The organism is Pseudomonas sp. 3JA, from assembly GCF_036961705.1.
Taxonomy (GTDB): domain Bacteria; phylum Pseudomonadota; class Gammaproteobacteria; order Pseudomonadales; family Pseudomonadaceae; genus Aquipseudomonas; species Aquipseudomonas fluorescens_Q.
Genome location: NZ_JBAMDJ010000011.1, coordinates 39,865 through 62,852, shown reverse-complemented (window position 1 = coordinate 62,852; position 22,988 = coordinate 39,865). Strand labels below are relative to the sequence as shown.

Genomic DNA, 22,988 nt, shown 5'->3' with positions numbered 1-22,988 from the left:
AAACGCAATAATCTCTCTGATCTTTGCATTGGAAACACTTTTCAAACTTTGCCACTCTTGTGTCCAGAGCATCAATTATCCAGATTGATCAACAAGAGTTAGTGATCATGCAGCGAATTCCTTGTGTGCTAATGCGCGGCGGTACGTCCAAAGGCCCGGTGTTTCTCGCCTGGGATCTGCCGGTCGCCATTGCCGAACGTGACGAGTTGCTGCTCAACCTGATGGGCTCCGGCCACGAGCTGGAAATCGACGGTATCGGTGGCGGCAGCCCACAAACCAGCAAAGTGGCGATCGTCAGCCCATCGCTGCACCCTGACGCGGATGTCGATTATTTGTTCGTCCAGGTCATGGTTTCCCAGCGTCGGGTCGATACCGCCCCCAACTGCGGCAACATGCTCTGCGCCGTCGGCCCCTTTGCCATCGAGCAGGGGCTGGTCAAGCCTTCCGGCGATCTGACCCGGGTGCGTATTCGCAACCTCAACACCGGGACTTTCGTGAATGCCCACGTGCAAACCCCGGAAGGCAAGGTCAGCTATGAAGGCGACACCGCCATCGACGGCGTGCCTGGCACAGCCGCTCCGGTACAGTTGACGTTTCTCGATGCGGCGGGCAGCAAGACGGGGAAACTCTTCCCGACCGGGCAGACCCAGGACCTGATCGACGGTATCCCGGTGACCTGCATCGACATGGCGATGCCGATGGTGATCGTTCAAGCCAGTCAGCTCGGCAAGCGCGGCGATGAAAGCCCCGCTGAGCTGGACGCCGATAAAGCCTTCCTGCAGCGGCTGGAGTCCCTGCGTCTGAAAGCCGGCCTGGCCATGGGCTTGGGTGATGTCAGTGACAAGGTCATTCCCAAACCGGTGCTGGTGTCTCCGGCCAAGTCTGGCGGGACGGTCCAGGTGCGTTATTTCATGCCGCATAACTGTCACCGCGCCCTGGCAATCACCGGCTCCATAGGCTTGGCCACCGCCTGTGTGACCGAAGGCAGCGTCGTCGCACAGTTGCTTCGCACCGTCAGCGAGCCGCGCTTGCAACAGGTTCGGATTGAGCACCCAAGCGGCGGTATCGATGTCGTACTGTCCTACACCGGTGAAAAGGGTGAGACCATCCGGGCCTCGGTGGTGCGTACCGCGCGCCGGCTTTTCTCAGGTTACGTCTACGCCACTGCGTCCCAACGGTTGGCCGGATAGCCTAGGCAGCCAGGGTCTTTTGCATCAGAACAATTCTAAAAATGGGTGATGCCATGAAAGTTGTTAAATCGCTCTACTTCCAGATCATCTGCGCTGTGCTGCTGGGCGTGGTCGTCGGGCATTTCTGGTCGCAACAGGCGATTGCCTTGAAGCCGCTGGGTGATGCCTTCATCAAGTTGATCAAGATGATGATCGCGCCGGTGGTGTTCTGCACCATTGTCACCGGTATCGCCGGCATGAGCGACAAGCGCTCGCTGGGACGTTTGTTGAGCAAGACCATGCTGTTGTTCCTGGCGCTGACGGTGATCAGCCTGATCATCGGCCTGGTGTCGGTCTACCTGTTCAAGCCCGGCGCGGGCATGAACATCGACCCGACCCAGTTGAGCACCCAAGGATTGTCGCAGTACACCGAATCCGCCGCGAAACTGAGTGTGGTGGACTTCTTCATGCACATCATTCCCGATACCTTCATCGGCGCTTTCAATAAAGGCGAGGTGCTGCCGGTGCTGTTTATCGCGGTGCTCTGCGGTTTTGCCCTGTCGTCCCTGGGCGAGCGCGGCAAGCCTGTGCTGGAGGTACTGGAGTCAGCTTCGCACATGGTGTTCAAGATTTTCTCCTACCTGATGCGTTTCGCTCCGATTGGCGCTTTCGGGGCCTTGGCCTTCACGGTGGGGCAGTACGGCATCACGTCGCTGGGCTCGCTGGCCAAGCTGATCATGACCTTGTATATCGCCTGCGCCTTCTTCGTCTTCGTGGTGTTGGGCAGCCTTTGCCGCGCCCACGGTTTCAGCCTGTGGAAGCTGCTGCGTTATCTGCGTGAAGAGTTCCTGGTGGTGCTGGGGACGTCTTCGACCGAACCGGTAATGCCGCGGATGTTGGAAAAACTCCAGGCCCTGGGTTGCAAGAAAGGGGTCGTGGGGCTGGTGCTGCCGACGGGCTACTCGTTCAACCTCGACGGCACGGCGATCTATCTGTCGCTGGCGGCGATCTTCATTGCCCAGGCCTGCAACATCGACCTGACGCTGACCCAGGTCATCACCATGCTGGCGATCATGCTGCTGTCGTCAAAGGGGGCCGCGGGTGTGACCGGCAGTGGGTTTGTCGCCCTGGCCTCGACCTTGACGGTCATCCACGATATTCCCCTGGCGGGCCTGGCCCTGTTGATCGGGATCGACCGGTTCATGTCCGAAACGCGGGCGTTGACCAGCCTGGCGAGCAACGCCGTTGCGACCGTGGTGATCTCCCTTTCGGAGAATGCCTGCGACCGCGAAGTCCTGTTGCGGACCCTGGATGGCAAACCGGCCCTGACGCAGACCTCGGCAACGGACTCTACCTGGGACGACACGAAGGTCGCCAAACACCTCTAGCCGCTCGCGGCTGACTCGACGGCACCACATCCGCTCACTCACTACCTGCGCCAGGCACTTTTGTGTGTTGCCTGGCGGGTTGGGGGGCGTGCGCCTGAATGTCAGCCAAGCTACTCATAACAACAAGAGAACTGACATATGCTCGCTTTACTTGGCTTGGCCATGGTGGTGGTCTTCACCTTCCTGATAATGACCAAACGGTTGTCACCGATCGTCGCCCTGACGGTGGTCCCCATCGTCTTTGCCGTGCTCGGCGGCTTTGGCGGGACCACCGGCAAGATGATGTTGGACGGCCTGAAGATGGTCGCGCCGTCGGCGGCACTGTTGTTGTTCGCGATCCTGTTTTTCGGCCTGATGATCGACGCCGGTCTGTTCGACCCGTTGATCCGCAAGATCCTCAAGCGGGTCAATGGCGACCCGATGAAGATCGCCGTGGGCACTGCGCTGCTGTCGCTGTTGGTGGCGCTGGACGGTGACGGCACGACGACTTACATGATCACCTGTGCCGCGATGTTGCCGCTGTACAAACGCATCGGCATGAATCCGATGATCCTGGCGACTGTTTCCATGCTCTCCTTGAGCATCATGAGCGGCATGACCCCTTGGGGCGGCCCGGCGACCCGCGCGATCGCAGCGTTGGGCCTGGATGCCGGTGAGTATTTCGTGCCGTTGCTGCCGACCATGATCGGCGGTGCGATGTGGGTGGTGTTCACGGCCTTCCTGCTGGGCCGTGCCGAGCGCAAGCGCATCGGCAACGTCCAGCTGCAAAGCGGTGGCGGTGACTGCTACATCAACGCGATCATCGAGGACACGCCGCACAAGCGTCCGAAGCTGGCCTACGTCAACCTGCTGCTGGTAATTGCGGTGATGGTTGCGCTGGTGATGGGGCTGATGCACTCGGCGATCCTGTTCCTGATCGGTTTCGTCCTGGCGCTGATGATCAACTATCCGCAACTGGATATTCAGAAGGAGCGCATTCTCGCCCATTCGGGCAACGCCATGACCGTGGTCCTGCTGGTATTTGCCGCGGGCATCTTCGCCGGGATTTTCTCCGGGACGAAAATGGTCGATGCGTTGGCGCAAACCCTGGTCGACTGGATTCCGCCTTCCTGGGGCCATCTGTTCCCGCTGGTGGTGGCGATTACCAGCATGCCGTTGACCTTCGTATTGTCCAACGATGCCTACTACTTCGGGGTCGTGCCGATCCTGGCCAACGCCGCGGCTGCCTACGGGATCGATCCGGTGGAAATTGCCCGGGCCTCCATTCTCGGCCAGCCGGTGCACCTGATGAGCCCGCTGGTGGCCTCGACGCTGTTGCTGGTGGGCATGGTCGACCGCGACTTGGGCGACTTCCAGAAAGCCACCGTCAAATGGGCGGTGCTCACGTCCCTGGTGATTACCGCGCTGGCCCTGCTGACCGGGGCACTGACGCTGTTTTCCTGATTCCCCCGACAACCTTGTTTTCCTGCCTGACACGCCCCCCGCGAGGGGGGAGTGCGCAGGCGTGCATGCCCAATAACAACAACGAGTAGCCAGACATGACTATTTTGCTGACCCGCGGGGCTTTGTTTCCAATCCTTGGCCTGTTGCCCCTGGCCTCGGCCAGCGCCGAAGGTTTCATCGACGACAGCAAGCTGAAGCTGCAATTGCGCAACGTCTACTTCAACGAAAATTTCCGCGATGAGCACGGAATGAGCACGCGGGCGGCGAGGACTGCCAAGAGTGAGCGCACCGAATGGGCCCAGGGCTTCCTGCTGGATTACCAGTCAGGCTTTACACCGGGCACCTTCGGTTTTGGGGTCGATGCCCTGGGCCTGCTCGGGGTCAAGCTCGATTCCGGGCGTGGCCGCAGCGGCACCGGCCTGCTGCCGGTGCATGACGACGGTCGCGCCGCCGATGAGTTCGCCAGCGCGGGCATGACCGCCAAGGCCAGGATAGCCAAGACCACACTCAAATATGGCACCTTGCTGCCCAAGACTCCGGTGCTGGTCTACAACGATGCGCGGCTGTTGCCCCAGACTTACCAGGGCGCTCAGATCAGTAGCACTGACATCGACAACCTCACCGTCACTGGCGGGTATCTGGAGCGTTTCAAGCTGCGCGATTCGAGCGACAGCATGCCCATCGTGCCCGATGGCTACGGCGGCGATAAGTCCGGTGATTTCAGTTATGCCGGTGCCGACTACAAGTTGGGCAAAAACATCCGCCTGAGCTATTTCTATGGCGAGCTGGAGAATTTCTATCGACAGAACTTTGTTGGCATCCAGCATGATCTGCCCCTGGGCGCCGGGGTATTGACCAGCGACCTGCGTTACTTCAACAGCGTCGATTCGGGTTCGGCCTACGGCGGCAAGATCGACAACGACATGCTCAGCGGGCTGCTGTCCTACGCCGTTGTCGGCCACACCCTGAGCGCCGGCTATCAAACCCTCAGCGGCGAGGCGGGCCTGCCTTATGTCAGCGGCGCCACGGTGTACTCCTTCAGCAACGTCGGGATCGGCAAGTTCATCGAGGAAGACGAGAAGACCTGGATGCTCGGTTACGGCTACGACTTCGCTCGCCTCGGTGTGCCTGGCCTGACATTTTCCACCCGCTACCTGAGCGGTAACGACGGCAAGTCCAACACCACGGTCAAAGAGTGGGAACGTGACGCAGAGATCGCCTACGTGGTGCAGCAGGGTACGTTCAAGGGGCTGGGGGTGAAGTTGCGCAACTACGTCTATCGCTCGGACTTTTCCCGTGGCCGTGACAGCAATCGTATCTACTTCAGCTACGACATCGCGCTTTGGTAGGTCATGCAGTTCACCTAAGAAACAACGATGGACCTGTGGCGAGGGAGCTTGCTCCCGCTCGGTTGCGACAGTCGTGAACCGGCGGGTGCGGTGTGTCTGTGTTACGCGTTCGGCAGGTTTTGGGGTCGCTTCGCGACCCAGCGGGAGCAAGCTCCCTCGCCACGGTTTTCTCAGTGGCCCCGCGCTCATCACAGTGGCCCGGTTCGATTCTTTGCGACATCATTGCGTCAATTTTCTTTGGGGCAATGCCCGTCGAGGCCGCTATGGATCGCAACCGAGACCGACGTAACAACCTTTCCCTGGATGGCCTGAATTTCTTCCTCGCGGATGTGCGTGATGGGTTGGGTCCTTACCTGGCGATCTACCTGCTGGCGGTGCATCGCTGGGACCCGGCGAGCATTGGCGTGGTGATGACGGTGGCGGCGATGGCCGGGCTCGTCGCCCAGGCGCCCGCAGGTGCGTTGATCGACCGGGTGCGCAGCAAGCGTGCCGTGGTGGCTGTGGCGGCCTTGGCAGTGACGCTGGGATGCCTGGTGCTGCCGTTCACCTCGTCCTTTGGCCTGGTGGCGTTGACCCAGGCCATCGGCGCCGTGGCAGCGTCAGTCTTTGCGCCGGCTATCGCGGCGATTTCCCTGGGCATTACCGGCGCCAAGGCCTTTACACGGCGCACCGGGCGCAACGAAACGTTCAATCACACGGGCAATGCCTGCGCCGCGCTGCTGGCGGGTGGGTTTGCCTGGTTGTTCGGTCCCATCGCGGTGTTCTACCTGATGGCCGCCATGGCATTGGCCAGCATCGTAGCGGTCAGTTGCGTGTCCGCCGAGGCCATCGACCATGACGTGGCCCGAGGCCTGGAGGCGGGGCAGTTGGCCCACGGCCCTGTACCCTCGACGCTGCGGGTCCTGCTGGATAACCGTACGCTGTTGTTGTTCGCCATTTGCTGCGGGCTGTTCCATCTGGCGAACGCGGCGATGCTCCCGCTGGTCAGCCAGAAGCTCGCCCAGGCCAATGTGCACCTGGCCACGCCGTTGACGTCGGCCTGTATCGTCGCGGCGCAACTGGTCATGGTGCCCATGGCGTGGCTGGTCGGCGTCAAGGCCGATGCCTGGGGACGCAAGCCGTTGTTGCTGGCCGGCTTCCTGATCCTGCCCATACGAGGTGTGTTGTACGTGCTCTCGAATGACCCCTATTGGTTGGTGGCGGTGCAGTTGCTCGATGGGATCGGTGCCGGGCTGTTTGGCGCGTTGTTTCCCTTGGTGGTCAAGGACCTTACCCAGGGCACCGGGCGTTTCAACGTCAGCCTCGGGGTGTTGTCGACGGTGTTCGGGTTCGGCGCGGCGTTGAGTAACAGCCTGGCCGGCTTTGTGGTGCAAGGGGCTGGCTACAGCGCGGCATTCCTGACCCTGGCGGCGATTGCCGCGCTGGCATTCGGCCTGTTGCTGGCGATGCCTGAGACCTTCAGGCCAAGCCGCGTGACCCAGGCCGACACCCTTGCAGTGCCTGACGGCGGGGTCGCCTAGGTCCCGGGCCTTTGGCGCAAGGCCCGGGTGTGCGCTCAAACGATATCGTCGATCAGGATGTGGTGCTGTCCGCGGCTGCATCGTTCGATCCGCGCCGCGACCTTGTAGACCTTGCGAAGCATCGACTCGGTAATTACCTCAGCGCTCGGGCCGCTGCCCTGGGCGGTGCCGTCGGCAACCACCAGCACCTGATCGGCAAAGCGCAGCGCTTGGTTCAGGTCGTGGATGGCGATGAATACAATGACTTCGCGCTTGCGCGCCAGGGCACGCATGAAGCCCAGCACCTGGACCTGCCGGTGCATGTCCAGGGCGCTGGTCGGTTCATCCATCAACAGGATTTCCGGTTCGCGCACCAGGGTCTGGGCGATCGACACCAGTTGCTGCTGTCCGCCGCTGAGCTCTCCGAGGTTACGGAACGACAACTCAGTGATGCCCAGTGCGGCGAGAATGTCGTCCACCCGCTTCAGTTCATCATCATGGACGACCCAGCCCGGCGTGAGCTGCTTGCGCGCCAGCAGCACCGACTCGTACACCGTCAACCGGGCGCTGGCGTTCAAGCCCTGGGGCATGTAGCTGATACCCTGCGGTCCTTTTTTCGAGCCCTCCAGGACCACCTGTCCGGGGCCGTCGATCAACCCGGCCATGCGCTTGAACAAGGTGGACTTGCCCGCCGCGTTGGGGCCGACCACCGCCACCACCTGGCCGCCGACAAAAGCTGCCGTGGTCACGCCGTGAATGACCGTGCGCTGGCCATAGCGAGCTCCGAGGTTCTCCAGCCGGATCGTTACCATGAGTTTTTCTTCCCGCCGAGAATCAAGGAAATGAAGAAGGGCACGCCGATCAGCGACGTGACCACGCCGATGGGGAAAATGGCCCCAGGGATCAGGGTTTTGCTGATCACCGAACTGGCGGACAGAATCAATGCGCCGGTCAACAAGGACGCCGGCAGGAAGAACCGTTGGTCTTCACCGATCAGCATCCGCGCGATGTGCGGGCCGACCAGGCCGATGAAGCCGATCGTGCCGACAAACGCCACCGGGAACGAGGCGAGCAGGCTGACCATGATCAGCGTCTGAAAGCGCAGGCTGCGCACATTGATGCCGAAACTCGCGGCCTTGTCGTCCCCCAGCCGCAGCGCGGTCAAGGCCCAGGCGCGCCGGGCGAAAATCGGCAGAGTGACGAGGATCACCAGGCAGATCACCCCCAGCTTGGGCCAGGTGGCTTTGGTCAGGCTGCCCATCGTCCAGAACACCACGGCGGCCACGGCTTGTTCGGTGGCGAAGAATTGCACCAGTGCCAGCAACGCGTTGAAGGTGAACACCAGGGCGATGCCGAGCAGCACGATGGTCTCGGCGGTGACACCGCGGCGCAGGCTCAGGAAGTGGATCAGCAACGCCGACAGCATGGCCATGATGAACGCGTTCACCGGCACCATGTACTGCGCCGCCAACGGGAACAAGGCCACGCCAAACGCCAGCCCCATGGCCGCACCGAAACTGGCGGCGGCGGAAATGCCCAAGGTGAACGGGCTGGCCAGCGGGTTGTTGAGGATCGTCTGCATCTGCGCGCCGGCCAGTGACAACGCGGCGCCGACCGCAACGGCCATCAGCGCCACGGGCAGGCGGATGTCCCACATCACCACGCGGACCTGGGGCGATGCGCTGTCCGGTGAAAACAGCGCGCCCAGCACTTCGTCGAGGCTGTAGCGTGCCGGCCCGAGGGCCAGGTCGAGCAGGACGCTGCAGATCAGCAACAGCGTGAGCCCGCCGAGGATCAGCCGCTTGCGCAGCACCAGGCGCCGGTAGGTGTCACGTTGCATCACCAGGGTTTCGTTCAACGACGTCATGGTTTGTCCTCGGTCTGGTCCAGGCTGACGGCGTAACCCGGCTCATAAGGAACTGGCAGGAACTGCTCGTGCAGTTGACGGAACGAGGCGTCCGGGTCCAGGTCGGCGAATAACGTCGGGTGGAACCACTTGGCCAATTGCTGGATGGCCACGAACTGATAGGGGCTGTTGTAGAACTGATGCCAAATGGCGTGGAACGCCTGGTCGTCCTGGGCCTTGATGCCGGCGTAGGCCGGCCGCTGGGTGTACCACGCCAATTTTTTCCTGGCTTGGGCCATGTCCGCCCCGGGGCCGACGCCGACCCAATGGCCACCGGGTGCAAAGGCTTCCCAGTTGGCACTGGTGACCACCACCTGCGCCGGGTTGGCGACCACCACTTGTTCGGCGTTCAACTGGCCGAACGTGGTTGGGATGATGCCTTTGGCGATGTTGTCACCACCGGCCATTTCGACGAACAGGCCGAAGTTCTCGTTGCCGAAGCTCAGGCAACAATCATCGGTGTATCCGCCGATGCGTTCGATGAAGACCTTTGGCCGGGCAGGGTGACGCGCTTCAATGACGTCGGTGACCCGTCGAATCTGTTGGTTGCGAAAATCGATGAAGGCTTCGGCACGGGCTTGCTTGCCGAACAGTTGGCCGAACAGGCGCATGGTCGGCTCGGTGTTCTGCATCGGGTTGTTGCGAAAGTCCACGTAGACCACCGGGATGCCCAAGGCGTCGAGCTTCTCGATGTAGCGCGCATCCTCGGTGGCGTGCTGGGCTTCGATATTGAGGATGATCACATCCGGACGCTGGGAGATGGCTTGTTCGATGTCAAAGGTGCCGTCCTCGAACCCGCCGAAGGTCGGGATCTTGGCAATCTCGGGAAATTTGCGCCGGTAGGCGCCGTAGGTGTCCGGGTCTGACTGGATCAGGTCCTTGCGCCAACCGACGATGCGTTCGATGGGGTTTTGCGTGTCCAGCGCCGCCACCAGATACAACTGGCGGCCTTCGCCGAGGATCACCCGCCTGACCGGGAGATGGACCTTGACCTGGCGCCCGAGCAGGTCGGTCACGCTGCCCAGGGCAGGGTCCGCCTCGGCGGCCAGGGCACTGCGGGGCGTCAGCGAAAGAAACGACACACCGAGCAGCCCGGCGAACAGCAGGGCGGCAAGGGTGTGAGGGCGGCGAAAAACGGTAACCATGGTTCAGGCCTTTACAAAAGCCGGACCGGACAATGGCGCAAGTCGCCGCCCCGGCCCGCAGGTTTCAGAAATCAACGGTGGCGGATAACAACAGCGTGCGCGGTGCGCCTTGGGAAAACGCGCCATAGGACGCGACCCCCGACCAATAGGCGCGGTCAAAGACGTTCTGCACCGTGGCGCGAAATGTCGTGGGCCGTTCGGCAATGCGCGTGGCATAGCGGGCACCGACGTCGAAGCGGGTCCAGGCATCCAGTTCCTGGGTGTTGGCCTGGTCGACGTACTGGCTGGCGGTGTAGATCGCGCCGCTGGTCAGTGTCAGCCCGTCGATGCCCGGGGTGTCCCACTCGGCCCAGAGGTTGGCCTGGACCTTGGGCACGCCCACCGGTGTATTGCCGCGGTTGGCGGCCACGCTGGTGCGGGTCAGTTCCCCATCGAGTAGCGTCACACCACCGAGCAGGCGCGTGCCCTTGGCAATCTCGCCGGACAGGTTCAGTTCCACGCCACGGTTGAGTTGCTGGGCCTGGACCGAAAACACCCTGGACGACAATTCGCCGCTGGGTTTCTTGATCTGGAACAGCGCCAGCGTGGCCATGAAACGCTCGTAGTCGAGTTTGAGCCCGATCTCCTGCTGGCGGGAAATGTAGGGGGAAAAAACTTCGTCGGCGTTCGTGGCGGCAGCCGGTGCGATGTCGCCCTTGCTCAGGCCTTCGATGTAGTTGTAGTACAGCGCGACATGGTCCCAGGGCTTGGCGACGATACCGAGCAGTGGGGTGGTCTTGCTTTTGTCGTAGGACGGGGTGGCAACGATGGTGTTGTAGTTGTCCGACTGGATGTTTTGCCGGCGCAACCCGAGGGTGACCTGCAGGCGCTCATCGAGTACCGACAAGGTGTCGGCCAGGGCGACGCCCGACAGCTCGCTTTCGGAGATTTTTGGCGTGTGAGGTTCGGCGATGTTGGGCCTGGGCCGGTCGACCGGGTGATAGATGTTCGAGAGGATGGTGGGGCCGGAAATAATGCCCCGGGACAACTCATCGCGATAACGGCTGACTTGCAGCACCGCGCGGTGGTTGACCGGCCCGGTGTCGAAGCCCAGGCGCGCGCCGGCGTCGACGGTGTAGCGCTGGACGTTGAATTTGTAATAACCGGGAACCGATGACGTGTCGCCGGCGGCGTTGATGATGGTCGGGGTCTGGTCGGACATGCGCTCGACCTCGGATTTTCCGCCGCCGGCGTGGGCAAACAGGGTCAGATGGTCGCTGAGGTCGTACGCGCCACTCAGTAACGCCGATTTGTCCCGGGCCCGGGAGCGCCCCCAGTCCTGGCTGACACTGGTGCGGCCGTTGGCGGCGGAGGGGATTTGCACGCCAGGGTCGATCAGGAAAGGGCGGGAGGCGGCGTCGAATTTTTCATCCTGGCTGATCAGGTCCAGGGTCATGCGCAGGCGATCCCCTTGGTAGTCCAGGGACATGGCGCCGGTACCGACGTCCCGGGACTGCTTGTCGATGGCCGTATCACCCTGCTGCAGGCTACCGTTGAGCCTGATCCCGAACCGGCGTTCTTCACCAAAGCGCCGACTGACGTCGAGGTGGCCGCCCAGTTGCGAGTCGGTGGCGTAGCGGCTGGTGAATCGGGTCAGGTCCTCGTCGAGGGCGCGCTTGGGGACCACGTTGATCACACCGCCCACGGCGCTGTTGGGCGACATGCCATACAGCAGCGCGGCGGGGCCCTTGACCAGTTCGATGCGCTCGGCGTAATCGGTGAACACCCGGTAATTGGACGCCACGCCATACACACCGTCGAAAGCCAACTCACCGAGGTTGCCTTCCCCCAGCGGAAAACCGCGGATAAAGAACGAGTCGACGATGCCGCCCGCCTGGCCCGTGGAGCGCACCGAAGCATCGCGTTCCAGCAAGTCGCCCACCGTGGTCGCCTGTTGATCCCTGATCATCGTCGAGGTGTAGCTGCTGATGCTGAACGGCGCCTCCATCACATCGGTGTTGCCCAGCAGGCCGAGGCGTGCGCCGCGGGCGACCTGGCCGTTGGCGTCGGTAGGTGGCAGGTCGGTGCTGCTTCTGCCCGTGGCGTCGACGCTGATCTGCGGCAGGGACACCCGGCGCAGCACCAGTGTGTAGCTGCCATCGTCGCGGGCAACCATCTCCACGCCGCTGTCGGCCAGTAGCTGGGTGAGTGCTTGCGCTGCCGGATAAGTGCCGGAAAGTCCCGGGCTGACCAGGCCCTCAGTGATCGAAGGCTGGAACGACAAGGCAATGCCGGCGGTTATCGCAAAGCTAGACAGGGCAGGGCCGAGCGGCCCCGGGGCGATCTCATAGGCGCGGGGGGCGACGGCTTCCAGTTGCGCGGGCACGGTGGCGAAGGCGAACGACCCGGTGACCGTGCTCAACGCAAGGCCCAACAGCACACTGCGCATGACGGGTTTGGACGGACGATCCGGACGCAGGGGCCGTGCAACGAGCATGGATGGATGACCCTATGGACGAGATGAAATGGTTATTCCTTTCTTTGCCAGTTGAGATCAAAAAAAGTATCACCCGAGCAGCAAATATTTTTTGTGGGGTCAGGCCGGGGAGAGCGTCACCCAGTAACCGCTCAAATGACCGGTGACCAGGACCGGGTAGGTTTGCACCAGCATGTTGAGCGTGCGCTGGGTATCGCTGATGGGAAAAGCGCCGGACACCCGCAGCTCGGCAATGGCCGGGTCGCACCGCACGAAGCCCCGGCGATAGCGCGCCAATTCGACGACAAAATCCGCCAGGCGCATCCTGTCGGCCATCAGCATGCCTTGGGTCCAGGCGCTGGCGTTGCGATCGGTCGGGGTCAACGGGCCGAAGGCCTGGGACGAGAAGTCGGTGCGCTGTCCGGCGTTGACGATGAGCGGCGCGGCCTGGCGAGCCTCGGCCAATTCAATCCGCACCGCGCCTTCGAGTACCGCCAGATGGGTGCGCGATGGCAGTTGGCGCACGATGAACCGCGTACCCAGGGCCTGCATCCGGCCCTCGCGGGTGCTGACCAGGAACGGTCGGGCCTGTGGTGAGGCATCCGGCGCGGTCTGCACCAGGACTTCCCCTTCGCGCACATGGAGGAGCCGCTGTCGGGTGTCGAACAGCACGTCGATGGCCGTGCCGGTATTGAGGGTGAGGTGAGAGCCGTCGGCCAAGGTCAACTCGCGGCGCTCGCCGATGGCGGTGCGGTAATCGGCGGACCATTGCTGCGATTGCGCCAGTTTCCAGCTGCCCCAACCGACAGGCACCGCTGCCAGCAGCAACGCCAGTTTGCCAAGGGCCGCGCGTCGTTCGGGGCTGCTTGGGCGATCCAGCGCCGACATCGCTAACGCTCGTGGCAAGCCGCCGAGCTTGCTTTGCAGCAATTGCGCACGAGACCAGGCCCGACCGCGCTCGGGGCTGCTGGCCCTCCAGCATTCCCATTCGGCGCGCTCGGTGTCACTGAGGTCGCTTTCGCTCAAGCGCATCAGCCATTCGGCGGCTTCTTCGAGGACCTTGGGGTCGAGCGGCGGCTCACGGCGACGGGTGAGCATTCATTCCACCAGCATCAAGCACTGCACGAATGCCTGCTTCATGTAGCGTTTGACCGTGATCAGCGAGACGTTCAGCTGTTGGGCGATGTCGTCGTATTTCAGGCCGCCGATCTGCGACAGCAGGAATGCCCGTTTGACCGGCGCCGGGAGGGTGTCGAGCATGGCGTCGATTTCGTGCAGGGTTTCCAGCACCAGAAAGCGCAACTCAGGGGACGGCACTTCCTGGGCCGGCAGATGCGCGAGCGCCTCCAGGTAGGCACGTTCCAGGGCCTTGCGCTGATACCAGTTGATGAGAATGCCCTTGGCCACGCAGCTCAGGTAGGCCCGGGGCTGGTCAATGGCCGTGACTTGGGAGGCGAGAATGCGCGCGAAGGTGTCTTGCGCCAGGTCCGCCGCATCCATGGCATTGCCCAGTTTCTTCTTCAGCGTGGCGTACAGCCAGCCGTGATGACCTGCGTATAGCGCTTCGATCACGCGCAGATGATTGTCGTTGTTCGCGGGCAGGGTTTCGCTCATGGCTGCGTTTTTTTGCAATTGAGAAGTATTCCCAATGCTAAAGGACAACTTGCCCGCGACGCAAGCGGCATTCAGCAACCCTGTTTCAGCCACGCGCAAGGCCCGCGGGCCTATAAAGCAATGCAATGATGGGGATCAGCGCCAGCACATAGGCCAGGCAAACGAACAGGTAGGTGTATTGCAACCCGTAGACCTGGCTGAGCAATCCACCGATCGAAATGCCCGCGATCGAAGCGAATTGCGTGGTGCCCTGGGCAATGCCCAGCACGTGGCCTTGTCGTGAGCTGTCGGCGGATTTCGAGATGAGGGCCATCAGCACTGGCGTGGTGGCACCCAGCAGCACGCCCCAGATGAAGTAGGCAATGACAAATACGATGACGTTGCGCGTGATCCCCGCCAGGGCGGTCAAGGCGACACAACCCAGCACGATGTAGAGGATGCGCTGCAAGGTTTGCTGTTGGGTATGGTGCTCGAAATAGCGCGACCAGGCCGTGGCCGACAGAATGAAACCCAGCGCCAGCAAGCCGTAGCACAGGCCGACGAGCGAGTTGCTGACGACGAATACCGCGCTCACATACAAGGAGAATGATGTTTGCGGCAGCATCCGCGCCAACAGCAGAATGCCCATGACGCATAACAACGACAGCAACGACGATCCTTGCCAGATACTGTCGGTACGGCTCTTCGCTGCCGGGGCCTGGCTCGCCGAGGACCTCTTCACTGGCGGCACATCCGGCAAGGCCACGGCGGCCACCACCGTGCACACTGCGCACAACACCGAGGCGGTGAGGTTGATCCAGAAGAACGTGGCGTAGTCGAGGATCACCCCCCCGACTATGGCGCCGAGCAATGAGCCGACATTGGTGGATATTTGCAGAATCGCGAACAGTCGCGCTCGCCGCGATGGGGCTTCGATACTGACGCCGTAGGCCTGCGCCGGGGCGATGTATCCGGCAAAGGCGCCCTGCAAGAAGCGCAGGACCAGAATGATCCAGATATCGCTGCACAGCGCCAGCCCGAGCTGGGTCAGCGACAAGCCTGCCAGGGCGCGGATCATCATCCACTTATGGCCGTAGCGATCACCGATACGGCCCCAAAAGGTGCTGGTCAGCATGATGCCCAGCATCGGCCCGACATACACGGCAATGCTGGCGAAGCTGAAAACCGACGCCGAGGACGTCAGCCCGCGCAGGTGAACCGGCCAAAATGGCCCGCTCATTTCCATCGCGCCCATCGAGATGAGCTGGATCGCGAACAGAAGATAAATCAGGACTCTGACGCTCGAACCCTGGACGACACCTGTGTGGGACATGATCAGCCTCGGTGGTTAAACGCCAGCAAGCGGGTAGCGCAGCGTGTGCTGCTGGCGATGACAGGGTCGGCAAGATGCCCGGCTGCGCGAGAGGTTGCAAGGTGTCGATACCGCAGCAGCGTCGGTATGCGTGAGTGCTTTGGCGCAGTCTGAAAAAATAATCCCCGGGAGGTGATACTTTTCCGCAGGTCGACTGGCAATAGGAGTGATTACCATTTTCTCTCGTTGAAAAGGATCCTTAAGCCATGTCTGTTGCACGTCGACCTTGTGGTGAGTCTGCGTTATCCGTCGCGATTCGTAGCGCCACGCTGAGTTTCATTCTGGTCGCAGGAAGCGCCACCGCCTGGGCGGCAACCCCCGAACAGGCGCCTGGCGCCGATAAGACCCTGGACGCCTCCAAGGACAACGGCCAAGGCTTGACCCTTGACGCCACCACCATCAGCGGCACCCACAACGACCCAGGCGCACTGCCGCCCGTGTTGGCCGGTGGTCAAGTGGCGCGCGGCGCACGCTTGGGGATGATGGGCAACAAGGACGTGATGGACACGCCGTTCAGCGTGACCAGCTACACCGCCAAGACCCTGGCCGACCTGCAAACCGTGACCGTGGCCGACGCCCTGCAACGAGACCCTTCGGTGCGCTCGACAGGCCAGGTGGGCGGCATCGTCGATTCGTTTTTCATCCGTGGTTTTCCCATCGGCGAGGGTAACCTCGGCGAGTTGGCCTACGACGGCGTATACGGCGTGGCACCCAACTACCGGGTGTTCACCGACTACGCCGAACGGGTCGAAGTGCTCAAGGGGCCGGGGGCGCTGATGTACGGCATGTCTCCGAACAGCGGGGTGGGCGGGGTGATCAATATCGTTCCCAAGCGTCCGTTGGACGAAGACCTGACGCGCTTTACCGGCAGCTACGCGTCCGACTCCCAAGTGGGCGGGCACCTGGATGTCAGCCGTCGATTCGGCTCGGAAAACCAGTTTGGCGTGCGCTTCAACGGCAGCCTCCAGGGTGGCGACACGGCCATCGACGACCAGGAACGCGAACTCGGCATCGGAGCTATCGCCCTGGATTATCGGGGCGAGCGTTTGCGCTTGAACCTCGACTTCATCAGCCAGAAAGAAAACTTTGACGGTGCCTCGCGGCCCTTCACCGTCGCGCGTGGCGTTGAAATTCCATCCGCCCCCAACGGTCGTACCAATGCATCACAGAAATGGGGTTGGTCGGACACCAAGGAGCAATCGGCGTTGCTGGGGGGCGAATACGACTTGACGGACGCGGTCACGGTGTTTGCCCACGCCGGTGGCGGTCGTTCGGACGTCAAGCGAATGTCCGACCAGGTGCCAGATATCATCAATAGTGCAGGCGATATCAGCAACAGGCCGGGGTACTACAAATTCAACGTGGACCGTTCGACAGCCGACGTGGGGATCCGCGGGATATTCGATACCGGCCCTGTCAGCCACACGACCACGCTGATGGCGAGCACTTATCAGGATGAGCTGTCCCGGGGCATCAACCGGGGGGCAGATATCCCCTCGAACATTTATCACCCGGTGGACGTGCCCAAGCCAGCCATCAATGCACCCAAGGTGTCACGGGTTTCCGAGTCGCAATTGTCCGGTTTCGCCTTGACCGACACCTTGTCGGTACTGGATGACCGTCTGCAACTGTCCCTGGGGGTGCGCCGGCAGAAGGTCGAGTCACGCAATTACAGCGAGACGGGTTCGGTCAGTTCCCGTTATGACGACAGTGCCACGACCCCGATGGTCGGCGTGGTGGTCAAGCCCTGGGAGGACGTGTCGCTGTACTACAACTATGTCGAGGGGTTGAGTAAAGGTGACGTTGCGCCAGCCAACGCGAACAATCCTCTAGAAACATTCGCACCTTATGAATCCAAGCAGCACGAGATGGGCGTCAAGTACGAGCACGGCACGTTCATGACCACCTTGGCGCTGTTCCAGATCGAGAAGCCCAGTGGCGAACTCGGTGCGAACAATGTTTTCTCGGTGCAGGCCGAACAGCGCAACCGTGGCGTGGAACTGAGCGTGTTCGGCGAAGTGGCCCCCGGCACCCGCTTGATGGGTGGCGTGACATTGCTCGATGGTGAGCTGACGGATTCCGCCACAGCGGCCAACCGTGGCAATAAGCCGGTGGGCGTGCCAGACGTGCAAGCCAACCTGTGGGCCGAATGGGACACCCCGTGGGTGGAAGGCTTTACCCTCACCAGTGGCGCGATCTACACCAGCAGCCAATACGTGAACCAGGCCAACACCCAGGAGCTGGATGCCTGGACCCGTTTCGATGCGGGCGCTCGCTACGCCACCAAGATCGAAGGTCGACCGACGACTTTCCGAGCCACGGTCCAAAATGTCTTTGACCGCGAATACTGGTCGGGTGTCGCCTCGTATGGGGCGTTCTCTCCAGGCTCTCCGCGCACATTGCAACTCTCGGCCACGGTCGATTTCTAAGAAGCGGGCAAGGGTGGCTCAAACCAAGGGCCACCTCCTCGTTTATAGCGGTCGATCAGAACTTTTTCGGCACGGGCAGGGGCCGGTCGATACAGTCATGGTCAGGAGCGCGCCGCGCAGGCAAGGGCACCAGCGACACCAATTCTTCTTCGACGATTTGATTGCTCATGGCCAATTCCAGTTCGGGGCAGTCAATGCTGAGCCAGTCACCGTGCTGGAGCGGCACATTCGCGGTGCGATGGCTCAAGCTGTGAAACACGTAATGAACCAGCCCGGGCTCGAGAAACTGCTCGTGTTTCTCCAAGAACTCTTCCGAGTATCGGCGCAGACTCTGCCAGCGATGCAAACTCATCCGGTGGTGACTTGCCGTCAAGGGTTGGCCGTCGCGTTCTATTTGGACATTGATGGCCAAGTCAGCCTGCAACTCCCCCACGATCAATGCCGGGGCAATCGCACAGGTGCGCAAGTGCGCATGCGTTGAAGAAATGGCGTCACGACTGTGCAATACATGATCGTGAATATCGTTACCCAGGGTAAAACCAATGAAGCGCAGCGCACCAAACGGGTCGACCCAATAGAGGCAGACAATGCACGGCTCGCTACTGATGCTTTGTGAATGATAGGGCACCTGCAAAGGGTCGCCGTCGGTCTTGAGCAGTCGGCCGTTACCTTTGTAATACCAGGCTTGTTCTGTCTTGGCGGTACAGAGCGTGATTTCGCTGATCTGGACCAACAAGTTGTTATCGGGCTTGAGCGGCGGTCGGTATTTCACCGCCGCAGGCGTAAGCGGGTAGGGCGTGGACGGCAGGTCCTTGAGATAAGACTCCCAGTCCATATTCCGATCCGCGCAATGGGCCAGGGCTTCATAAAGATTTCCCTGGGGGGGACGCACCTCCCGGCTTTGCCCGGACTTGAAGTCAAATACGCCAAGGCCTCCTCGCGGCACTGGAGAGTCCAGCAACATTACATAGTGGGTCATTACTTATCCTCCAGGGTCAAGCGTGCGGACAGGGGGGCGTAGTCCTTGAGTCCGTTGAACGCCGGGTTTGCCTCTTTGAGCCGTAAGGACAGCAAGCCCCCCGTGATGCTTCCGGCCAGTGCCAGGAACAGAATCGCGGTAAGTCCCCACGTCATGGCGATGTAGCCGGCGACGACAGGGGCGACGCCCCCTCCAAGAATCTCTCCGCAGCCCACCACCAGGCCCGTCGCGGTGGCCAATAAACTGGGTGGCACTGATTCGCTGGTCAGTGGACCGACCGTCATGCAGATCAGGCTGAAGTTGATAAAGGACAAGAAAAATAATTGAAGGAACAGTAGCCAGGGCAACGGTGGGCTGATGATCAACAAACCCACCAACAGGGCGCTGATCATGAAGCAGATGGAGACCACGGGCTTGCGACCCAGTTGGTCGGACAAGCCGGGAATGACCAGTTGGCCAAAAAAACCACCCAGGCCAATTGCAGAAATGATCATGGCCATGGAGAAATTGCTCAGGTGCAGAATGTCTGTCAGGTAGCTAGGGAGCAGGGCGCACAGAACGAACTGGCACGTCAGTATGCAGAGCATCAAGGCAATATTGAGCCGCACATTCCCGCAGGACAGGGCCGTCCTCCACTGGCTTTTGGAGGTATGTGCCATCGACTCCGTGCAGGGCGCCTGGGTCGGTTGGTAGGTTCTATAGAGGTACCAGGCCATTAACAGGCCGGGTAACGAAATGATGGCGAATACGGCGCGCCAGGATCCGCACATTTCCAGCAATACACCCGCCAGCAGCGGTCCGAGGCACAGGCCGATGATGGGGAACAAGGCCTGTTGAATCCCTAGATTGAGTCCGCGCCGGGAAGGCTGCGAGACTTCATCGGTGACAATGATACTGACCGGAGTGAAGGCCCCTTCGCAGACGCCCATCAAGGCGCGCAAGAGCACCAGGCCCACCAGGCCGGTGATCAATGCAGACGCACCGGCCAGAATCGATAGCAAGGTGATCGACAGCACCAGCAACTTCTTGGGGCCCAGTAGCCTGATGGCGGCGCCCATGAACAGGGCAGAGCCTCCCCATGCAAATGCCAGGATGGCCGACAACATGCTCAAGTCCTGATAGTCCAGGGCCAAGTCACGCATGATCACCGGGAACAGCGGCATGATAATGAACCTGTCCAGTCCTACCAGCCCGAAGCTCAGTGACAGAAGCGTGATCATGCGTCTTTCATAGCCGCCCCAAGGTCGAGCGACCAGATACTTCATCTCCATGTTCTTTTCCTTCTTTCCCTAGCGCTTTCGAAGCCCTCTTGAGCGAGGTGAACGCCTGCGATCCATACTCCGGCAGCCAGGGGCAGGTGTGCCCCTGGCTGCCGGTGTTTTATCGGATCTGTCAGGCGACCCACTTGCCCACGGCCATTTCAGCGGTGAAACCGGGGCCGAAGGCCGCCAGCATGCCAGTCGCGCCATCGACAAGCCCGCTGTCAAACTGGCGCTTGAGCACATCGAAGACCACCACGCTGGCGATGTTCCCGGCTTCGCTCAAACTGTCGCGAGACTGCGCGACCCGGCCGGGTTCCAGGTCCAGTTGCAGGACCAGTTCATCAAGAATTTTCCGTCCGCCGGTATGGAAGATGAAAAAGTCATTTTGAGCGCAATGTTGATTGAAGGTCTCGTAGTTCAATTCCTCCATCATTGGTGCGACATCTTTAATGGAGTTCATGACGGCCTTGTCCAGGGTAAAGTGAAAGCCACTGTCCTTGACGTCATATTTGATGTAGTGCTCGCTATCAGGCAGGAAGTAAGACCCGGTCTTGGCGATCTTGAAACCAGGCGCCTTGTCATCGGCGCGCATGACGCAGGCCGATACGGCATCGCCGAATAACGCCGCCGATATGAACGCGTGCAACTTGGTGTCCTGGGGTTGATAGCAGAGCGACGAGAACTCCAGGGAGACGATGAGGACATGGTTGTCCGGCGCCAGGCTGGCAAAATCATTGGCGCGATTGATCGCCGCAGCGCCTGCCACGCAGCCCAATTGAGCGATGGGCAGTTGTACGGTCGACGTTCGCAGGCCCAGGTCATTGATCAAGTGGGCCGTGAGCGAGGGCATCATGAAACCGGTGCACGATGTCACCGCGACCATGCGAATGTCGTCGATGGTCAGCCCGGCATTTTCAATGGCTTGGCGCGCCGCGATGGATGACATGCGGCGGGCTTCGCGCTCATAAACGATGCTGCGGTGGGTGAAGCCAGTGTGCACCGCCAGTTCATCGATAGGCAGGACCAAGTGCCGTTCGTTCACCTGTGTGTTTTGAATCATTCGTTTGGCAAGTGCCATTCGTGGATGATCATCATGCAACTGCTCTAGATGCTCGATCATTTGTTGCTGGGTGATCTTGTATTGCGGAAACAGCAGACTGGGTTTGCAAAGAGTAGACATGACAAGTCCTCGGCTAGAAGCCAATAAAGTTAGAAGCACATTTAAGGCAATGACTGCAAAGCAGGACTCTGAAAGACAGAATCAAAGCAGCGGGCTGGGGAGCCAAAAAACTTGACTGTTGTTATCGAAAGAGCGAGGTGGCGGAGGCCTTGTTTGTTATTTCACCAATACAAACTTATAGGCATATTGCCAGGCCAAGTTGCTTTCCCGGACATGTTTGCGAATAACCATGCGCACGGGCGCACCGCTGACAACTTGCCGGGGATCGATGACATCTACGATTTCCGAGGCAATCACCAAGCCATCATCCAGACGCACCATCGCCATGAAGCGGGGCACGGTTTCGCCATAGCCCATGGCCGCCAGTATCGGATTCTCGGCATGGGCGCTGACTTGGATCGTGCCGGTGCGTGCGCAGCGATACGGTTCCACATTCAACGAATTGCATGCGCCGCAGACGGTGCGCCGAGGGAAGAAAATTTCTTCGCAATCCTGGCAACGGCTGCCTTCGAGGCGGTATTTGCCGCCATGCTCGCGCCATTCGCGCAACATGCTGGCGGTGGTCATGCGGTGAATCTGTTCAGGGTAAAGGGACATGGTCGGCTCCTTAATCGTTGGAAAGCACAATGACACTGTTGTGCGCGGCGTAACCGCCCAGGTTTTGCGAGACACCAATACGGGCGCCTTTGACTTGGTTGTTGGACTCGCCGCGAAGCTGTCGGAACAATTCAGTAATGTGCAAAATCCCATCGCAACCGGAGGCGTGGCCGCGTCCGATGTTGCCGCCGTCAGTGTTCAGGGGAAGTTGTCCATCAAGAGCTATGCCGCCTTCCAATACGAAGTCGCCTGCCTGGCCTGGACCACATACACCCATGGACTCCATTTGAATCAACCCGGCGCCCAGCAAGTCGTAGACTTGCGCCACATCGATATCCTTTGCAGTGATGCCGGCTTTTTTGTAGGCGATTTCTGCGCAGGCCATCGAGTTGGCGGAAACTGCCATGCCTACATCTTTTGGCAGCCCCGGAAATTGCAACGTCGGGTTGTGATAACGCGTGCCGAAATAGTGCGATACACCGGTGTAGGCACAGCCGCGGATAAATACCGGTTGGGTCGTGTAACGGTGCGCAAGGTGTTCGGCAACCAGGATGGCGCAACCACTGGCTTCGCCCCAGGCCAACATCGAGCCACACGCTTCGCTACTCTTGAGCGCTTCAAGGGACGGAATCGGCACGCCGTAGCGGGTGGCGGTGGGGGTGTTATGGGCATAGATACGCATCTGCCGCCCAAAGGTTGCCAATACATCCGCTTCACGTCCTGCATAACCGAACTTTTCAAAATACTCGGCGGTCGCCAGGGCGAAGGCGTCTGTGTGTGAGATGCCTAGAAAATAATCGTATTCACATTCGGTGCTGGAGCCAATGTACTCGGCGTAGTTGATGTGGTCGGTCATTTTTTCGAAACCGCCACACAGGACGATGTCGTATTCACCTGAGGCGACCATTTGGTGAGCCATCTGGAAAGACACCGAACTACTCGTGCAGTTGGCAGTACTCATGAACGTGGGGGCAGGGCTGATACCCAAGGCATCGGAAATGGTCGGGCCCAGGCCTCCGTATTCAGAAATGCCTTCACCGTGGTAGCCATAGGCAACAGCCTGGAGTTCGCGGGGATGCATCTTGATGGCGTTGAGCGCTTGGTAGGCGGACTCGACGATCATCTCCTTGAACGTCTGGCGAACTCTGGAACTGCCGGGCTTAGGGGTATAGGCAGCCGAAACGATAGCAACGCGTCGTGCGCTCATAAAAAGTGCTCCTTG

Annotated in this window: 18 protein-coding genes; 6 read left to right on the top strand and 12 right to left on the bottom strand. The window is 60.8% G+C overall.

Translation table 11 applies throughout. The features are described from left to right. Positions 1 to 107 precede the first annotated feature (107 nt). The 5 genes from V7773_RS11205 (at position 108) to V7773_RS11185 (ending at position 6,869) form a co-directional block, all read left to right on the top strand. On the top strand, positions 108 to 1,190 hold the full coding sequence (locus V7773_RS11205; RefSeq protein ID WP_092344667.1) for a 4-oxalomesaconate tautomerase: 1,083 nt from the start codon (positions 108 to 110) through the stop codon (positions 1,188 to 1,190). 41 nt (positions 1,191 to 1,231) lie between these two features. Beyond that, positions 1,232 to 2,557 (top strand): dicarboxylate/amino acid:cation symporter, encoded by a 1,326-nt coding sequence (locus tag V7773_RS11200; RefSeq protein ID WP_336073407.1) that lies wholly within the window; start codon positions 1,232 to 1,234, stop codon positions 2,555 to 2,557. Between the two features lie 138 nt (positions 2,558 to 2,695). Next, complete coding sequence (locus V7773_RS11195; RefSeq protein WP_092142151.1) at positions 2,696 to 4,000, top strand: CitMHS family transporter; 1,305 nt, start codon at positions 2,696 to 2,698, stop codon at positions 3,998 to 4,000. 95 nt (positions 4,001 to 4,095) lie between these two features. Further along, on the top strand, positions 4,096 to 5,349 hold the full coding sequence (locus V7773_RS11190) for an OprD family porin (protein WP_336073406.1): 1,254 nt from the start codon (positions 4,096 to 4,098) through the stop codon (positions 5,347 to 5,349). Positions 5,350 to 5,612: 263 nt separating this feature from the next. Next, positions 5,613 to 6,869 (top strand): MFS transporter, encoded by a 1,257-nt coding sequence (locus V7773_RS11185; protein WP_336073405.1) that lies wholly within the window; start codon positions 5,613 to 5,615, stop codon positions 6,867 to 6,869. Between the two features lie 35 nt (positions 6,870 to 6,904). Here V7773_RS11185 and V7773_RS11180 read toward each other — a convergent pair whose 3' ends face one another. The 7 genes from V7773_RS11180 to V7773_RS11150 form a co-directional block, all read right to left on the bottom strand. Beyond that, positions 6,905 to 7,660 carry an ABC transporter ATP-binding protein gene (locus tag V7773_RS11180; protein ID WP_336073403.1) on the bottom strand — a complete coding sequence of 252 codons (756 nt, stop codon included), beginning with the start codon at positions 7,658 to 7,660 and terminating at the stop codon, positions 6,905 to 6,907. Next, positions 7,654 to 8,715, bottom strand: coding sequence for a FecCD family ABC transporter permease (locus tag V7773_RS11175; protein ID WP_063321700.1), 1,062 nt, complete (start codon positions 8,713 to 8,715; stop codon positions 7,654 to 7,656). The genes V7773_RS11180 and V7773_RS11175 overlap by 7 nt, the downstream gene beginning before the upstream one ends. Continuing rightward, positions 8,712 to 9,899, bottom strand: a complete 1,188-nt coding sequence (locus V7773_RS11170) for an ABC transporter substrate-binding protein (RefSeq protein WP_336073402.1) — start codon at positions 9,897 to 9,899, stop codon at positions 8,712 to 8,714. Before V7773_RS11170 ends, V7773_RS11175 begins: the two co-directional genes overlap by 4 nt. A gap of 64 nt (positions 9,900 to 9,963) precedes the next feature. Then, complete coding sequence (locus tag V7773_RS11165; RefSeq protein ID WP_336073401.1) at positions 9,964 to 12,375, bottom strand: TonB-dependent receptor; 2,412 nt, start codon at positions 12,373 to 12,375, stop codon at positions 9,964 to 9,966. Between the two features lie 99 nt (positions 12,376 to 12,474). Continuing rightward, positions 12,475 to 13,452, bottom strand: coding sequence for a FecR domain-containing protein (locus tag V7773_RS11160; protein ID WP_092344677.1), 978 nt, complete (start codon positions 13,450 to 13,452; stop codon positions 12,475 to 12,477). Next, on the bottom strand, positions 13,453 to 13,968 hold the full coding sequence (locus tag V7773_RS11155) for a sigma-70 family RNA polymerase sigma factor (RefSeq protein ID WP_336073399.1): 516 nt from the start codon (positions 13,966 to 13,968) through the stop codon (positions 13,453 to 13,455). A gap of 85 nt (positions 13,969 to 14,053) precedes the next feature. Next, positions 14,054 to 15,280, bottom strand: coding sequence for an MFS transporter (locus V7773_RS11150; RefSeq protein WP_336073398.1), 1,227 nt, complete (start codon positions 15,278 to 15,280; stop codon positions 14,054 to 14,056). A gap of 245 nt (positions 15,281 to 15,525) precedes the next feature. Here V7773_RS11150 and V7773_RS11145 point away from each other — a divergent pair, with 245 nt between their 5' ends. Continuing rightward, complete coding sequence (locus V7773_RS11145) at positions 15,526 to 17,748, top strand: TonB-dependent receptor (RefSeq protein WP_336073397.1); 2,223 nt, start codon at positions 15,526 to 15,528, stop codon at positions 17,746 to 17,748. Between the two features lie 55 nt (positions 17,749 to 17,803). On the opposite strand, the gene V7773_RS11140 is transcribed toward V7773_RS11145, so the two are convergent. The 5 genes from V7773_RS11140 to V7773_RS11120 form a co-directional block, all read right to left on the bottom strand. Then, positions 17,804 to 18,727, bottom strand: a complete 924-nt coding sequence (locus V7773_RS11140) for a hypothetical protein (protein ID WP_063321693.1) — start codon at positions 18,725 to 18,727, stop codon at positions 17,804 to 17,806. After that, entirely contained in the window at positions 18,727 to 19,992 is a 1,266-nt protein-coding gene (locus tag V7773_RS11135) for an MFS transporter (RefSeq protein ID WP_336073493.1), read from the bottom strand. The genes V7773_RS11140 and V7773_RS11135 overlap by 1 nt, the downstream gene beginning before the upstream one ends. 127 nt (positions 19,993 to 20,119) lie before the next feature. Then, the gene (locus tag V7773_RS11130) at positions 20,120 to 21,169 is read right to left on the bottom strand and encodes a type III polyketide synthase (RefSeq protein WP_063321692.1); all 1,050 of its coding nucleotides are present in this window, start codon (positions 21,167 to 21,169) and stop codon (positions 20,120 to 20,122) included. Positions 21,170 to 21,325: 156 nt separating this feature from the next. Then, entirely contained in the window at positions 21,326 to 21,766 is a 441-nt protein-coding gene (locus V7773_RS11125) for a Zn-ribbon domain-containing OB-fold protein (RefSeq protein ID WP_014337947.1), read from the bottom strand. A gap of 10 nt (positions 21,767 to 21,776) precedes the next feature. Then, positions 21,777 to 22,973, bottom strand: a complete 1,197-nt coding sequence (locus tag V7773_RS11120; protein WP_057447984.1) for a thiolase family protein — start codon at positions 22,971 to 22,973, stop codon at positions 21,777 to 21,779. Positions 22,974 to 22,988 lie beyond the last annotated feature (15 nt).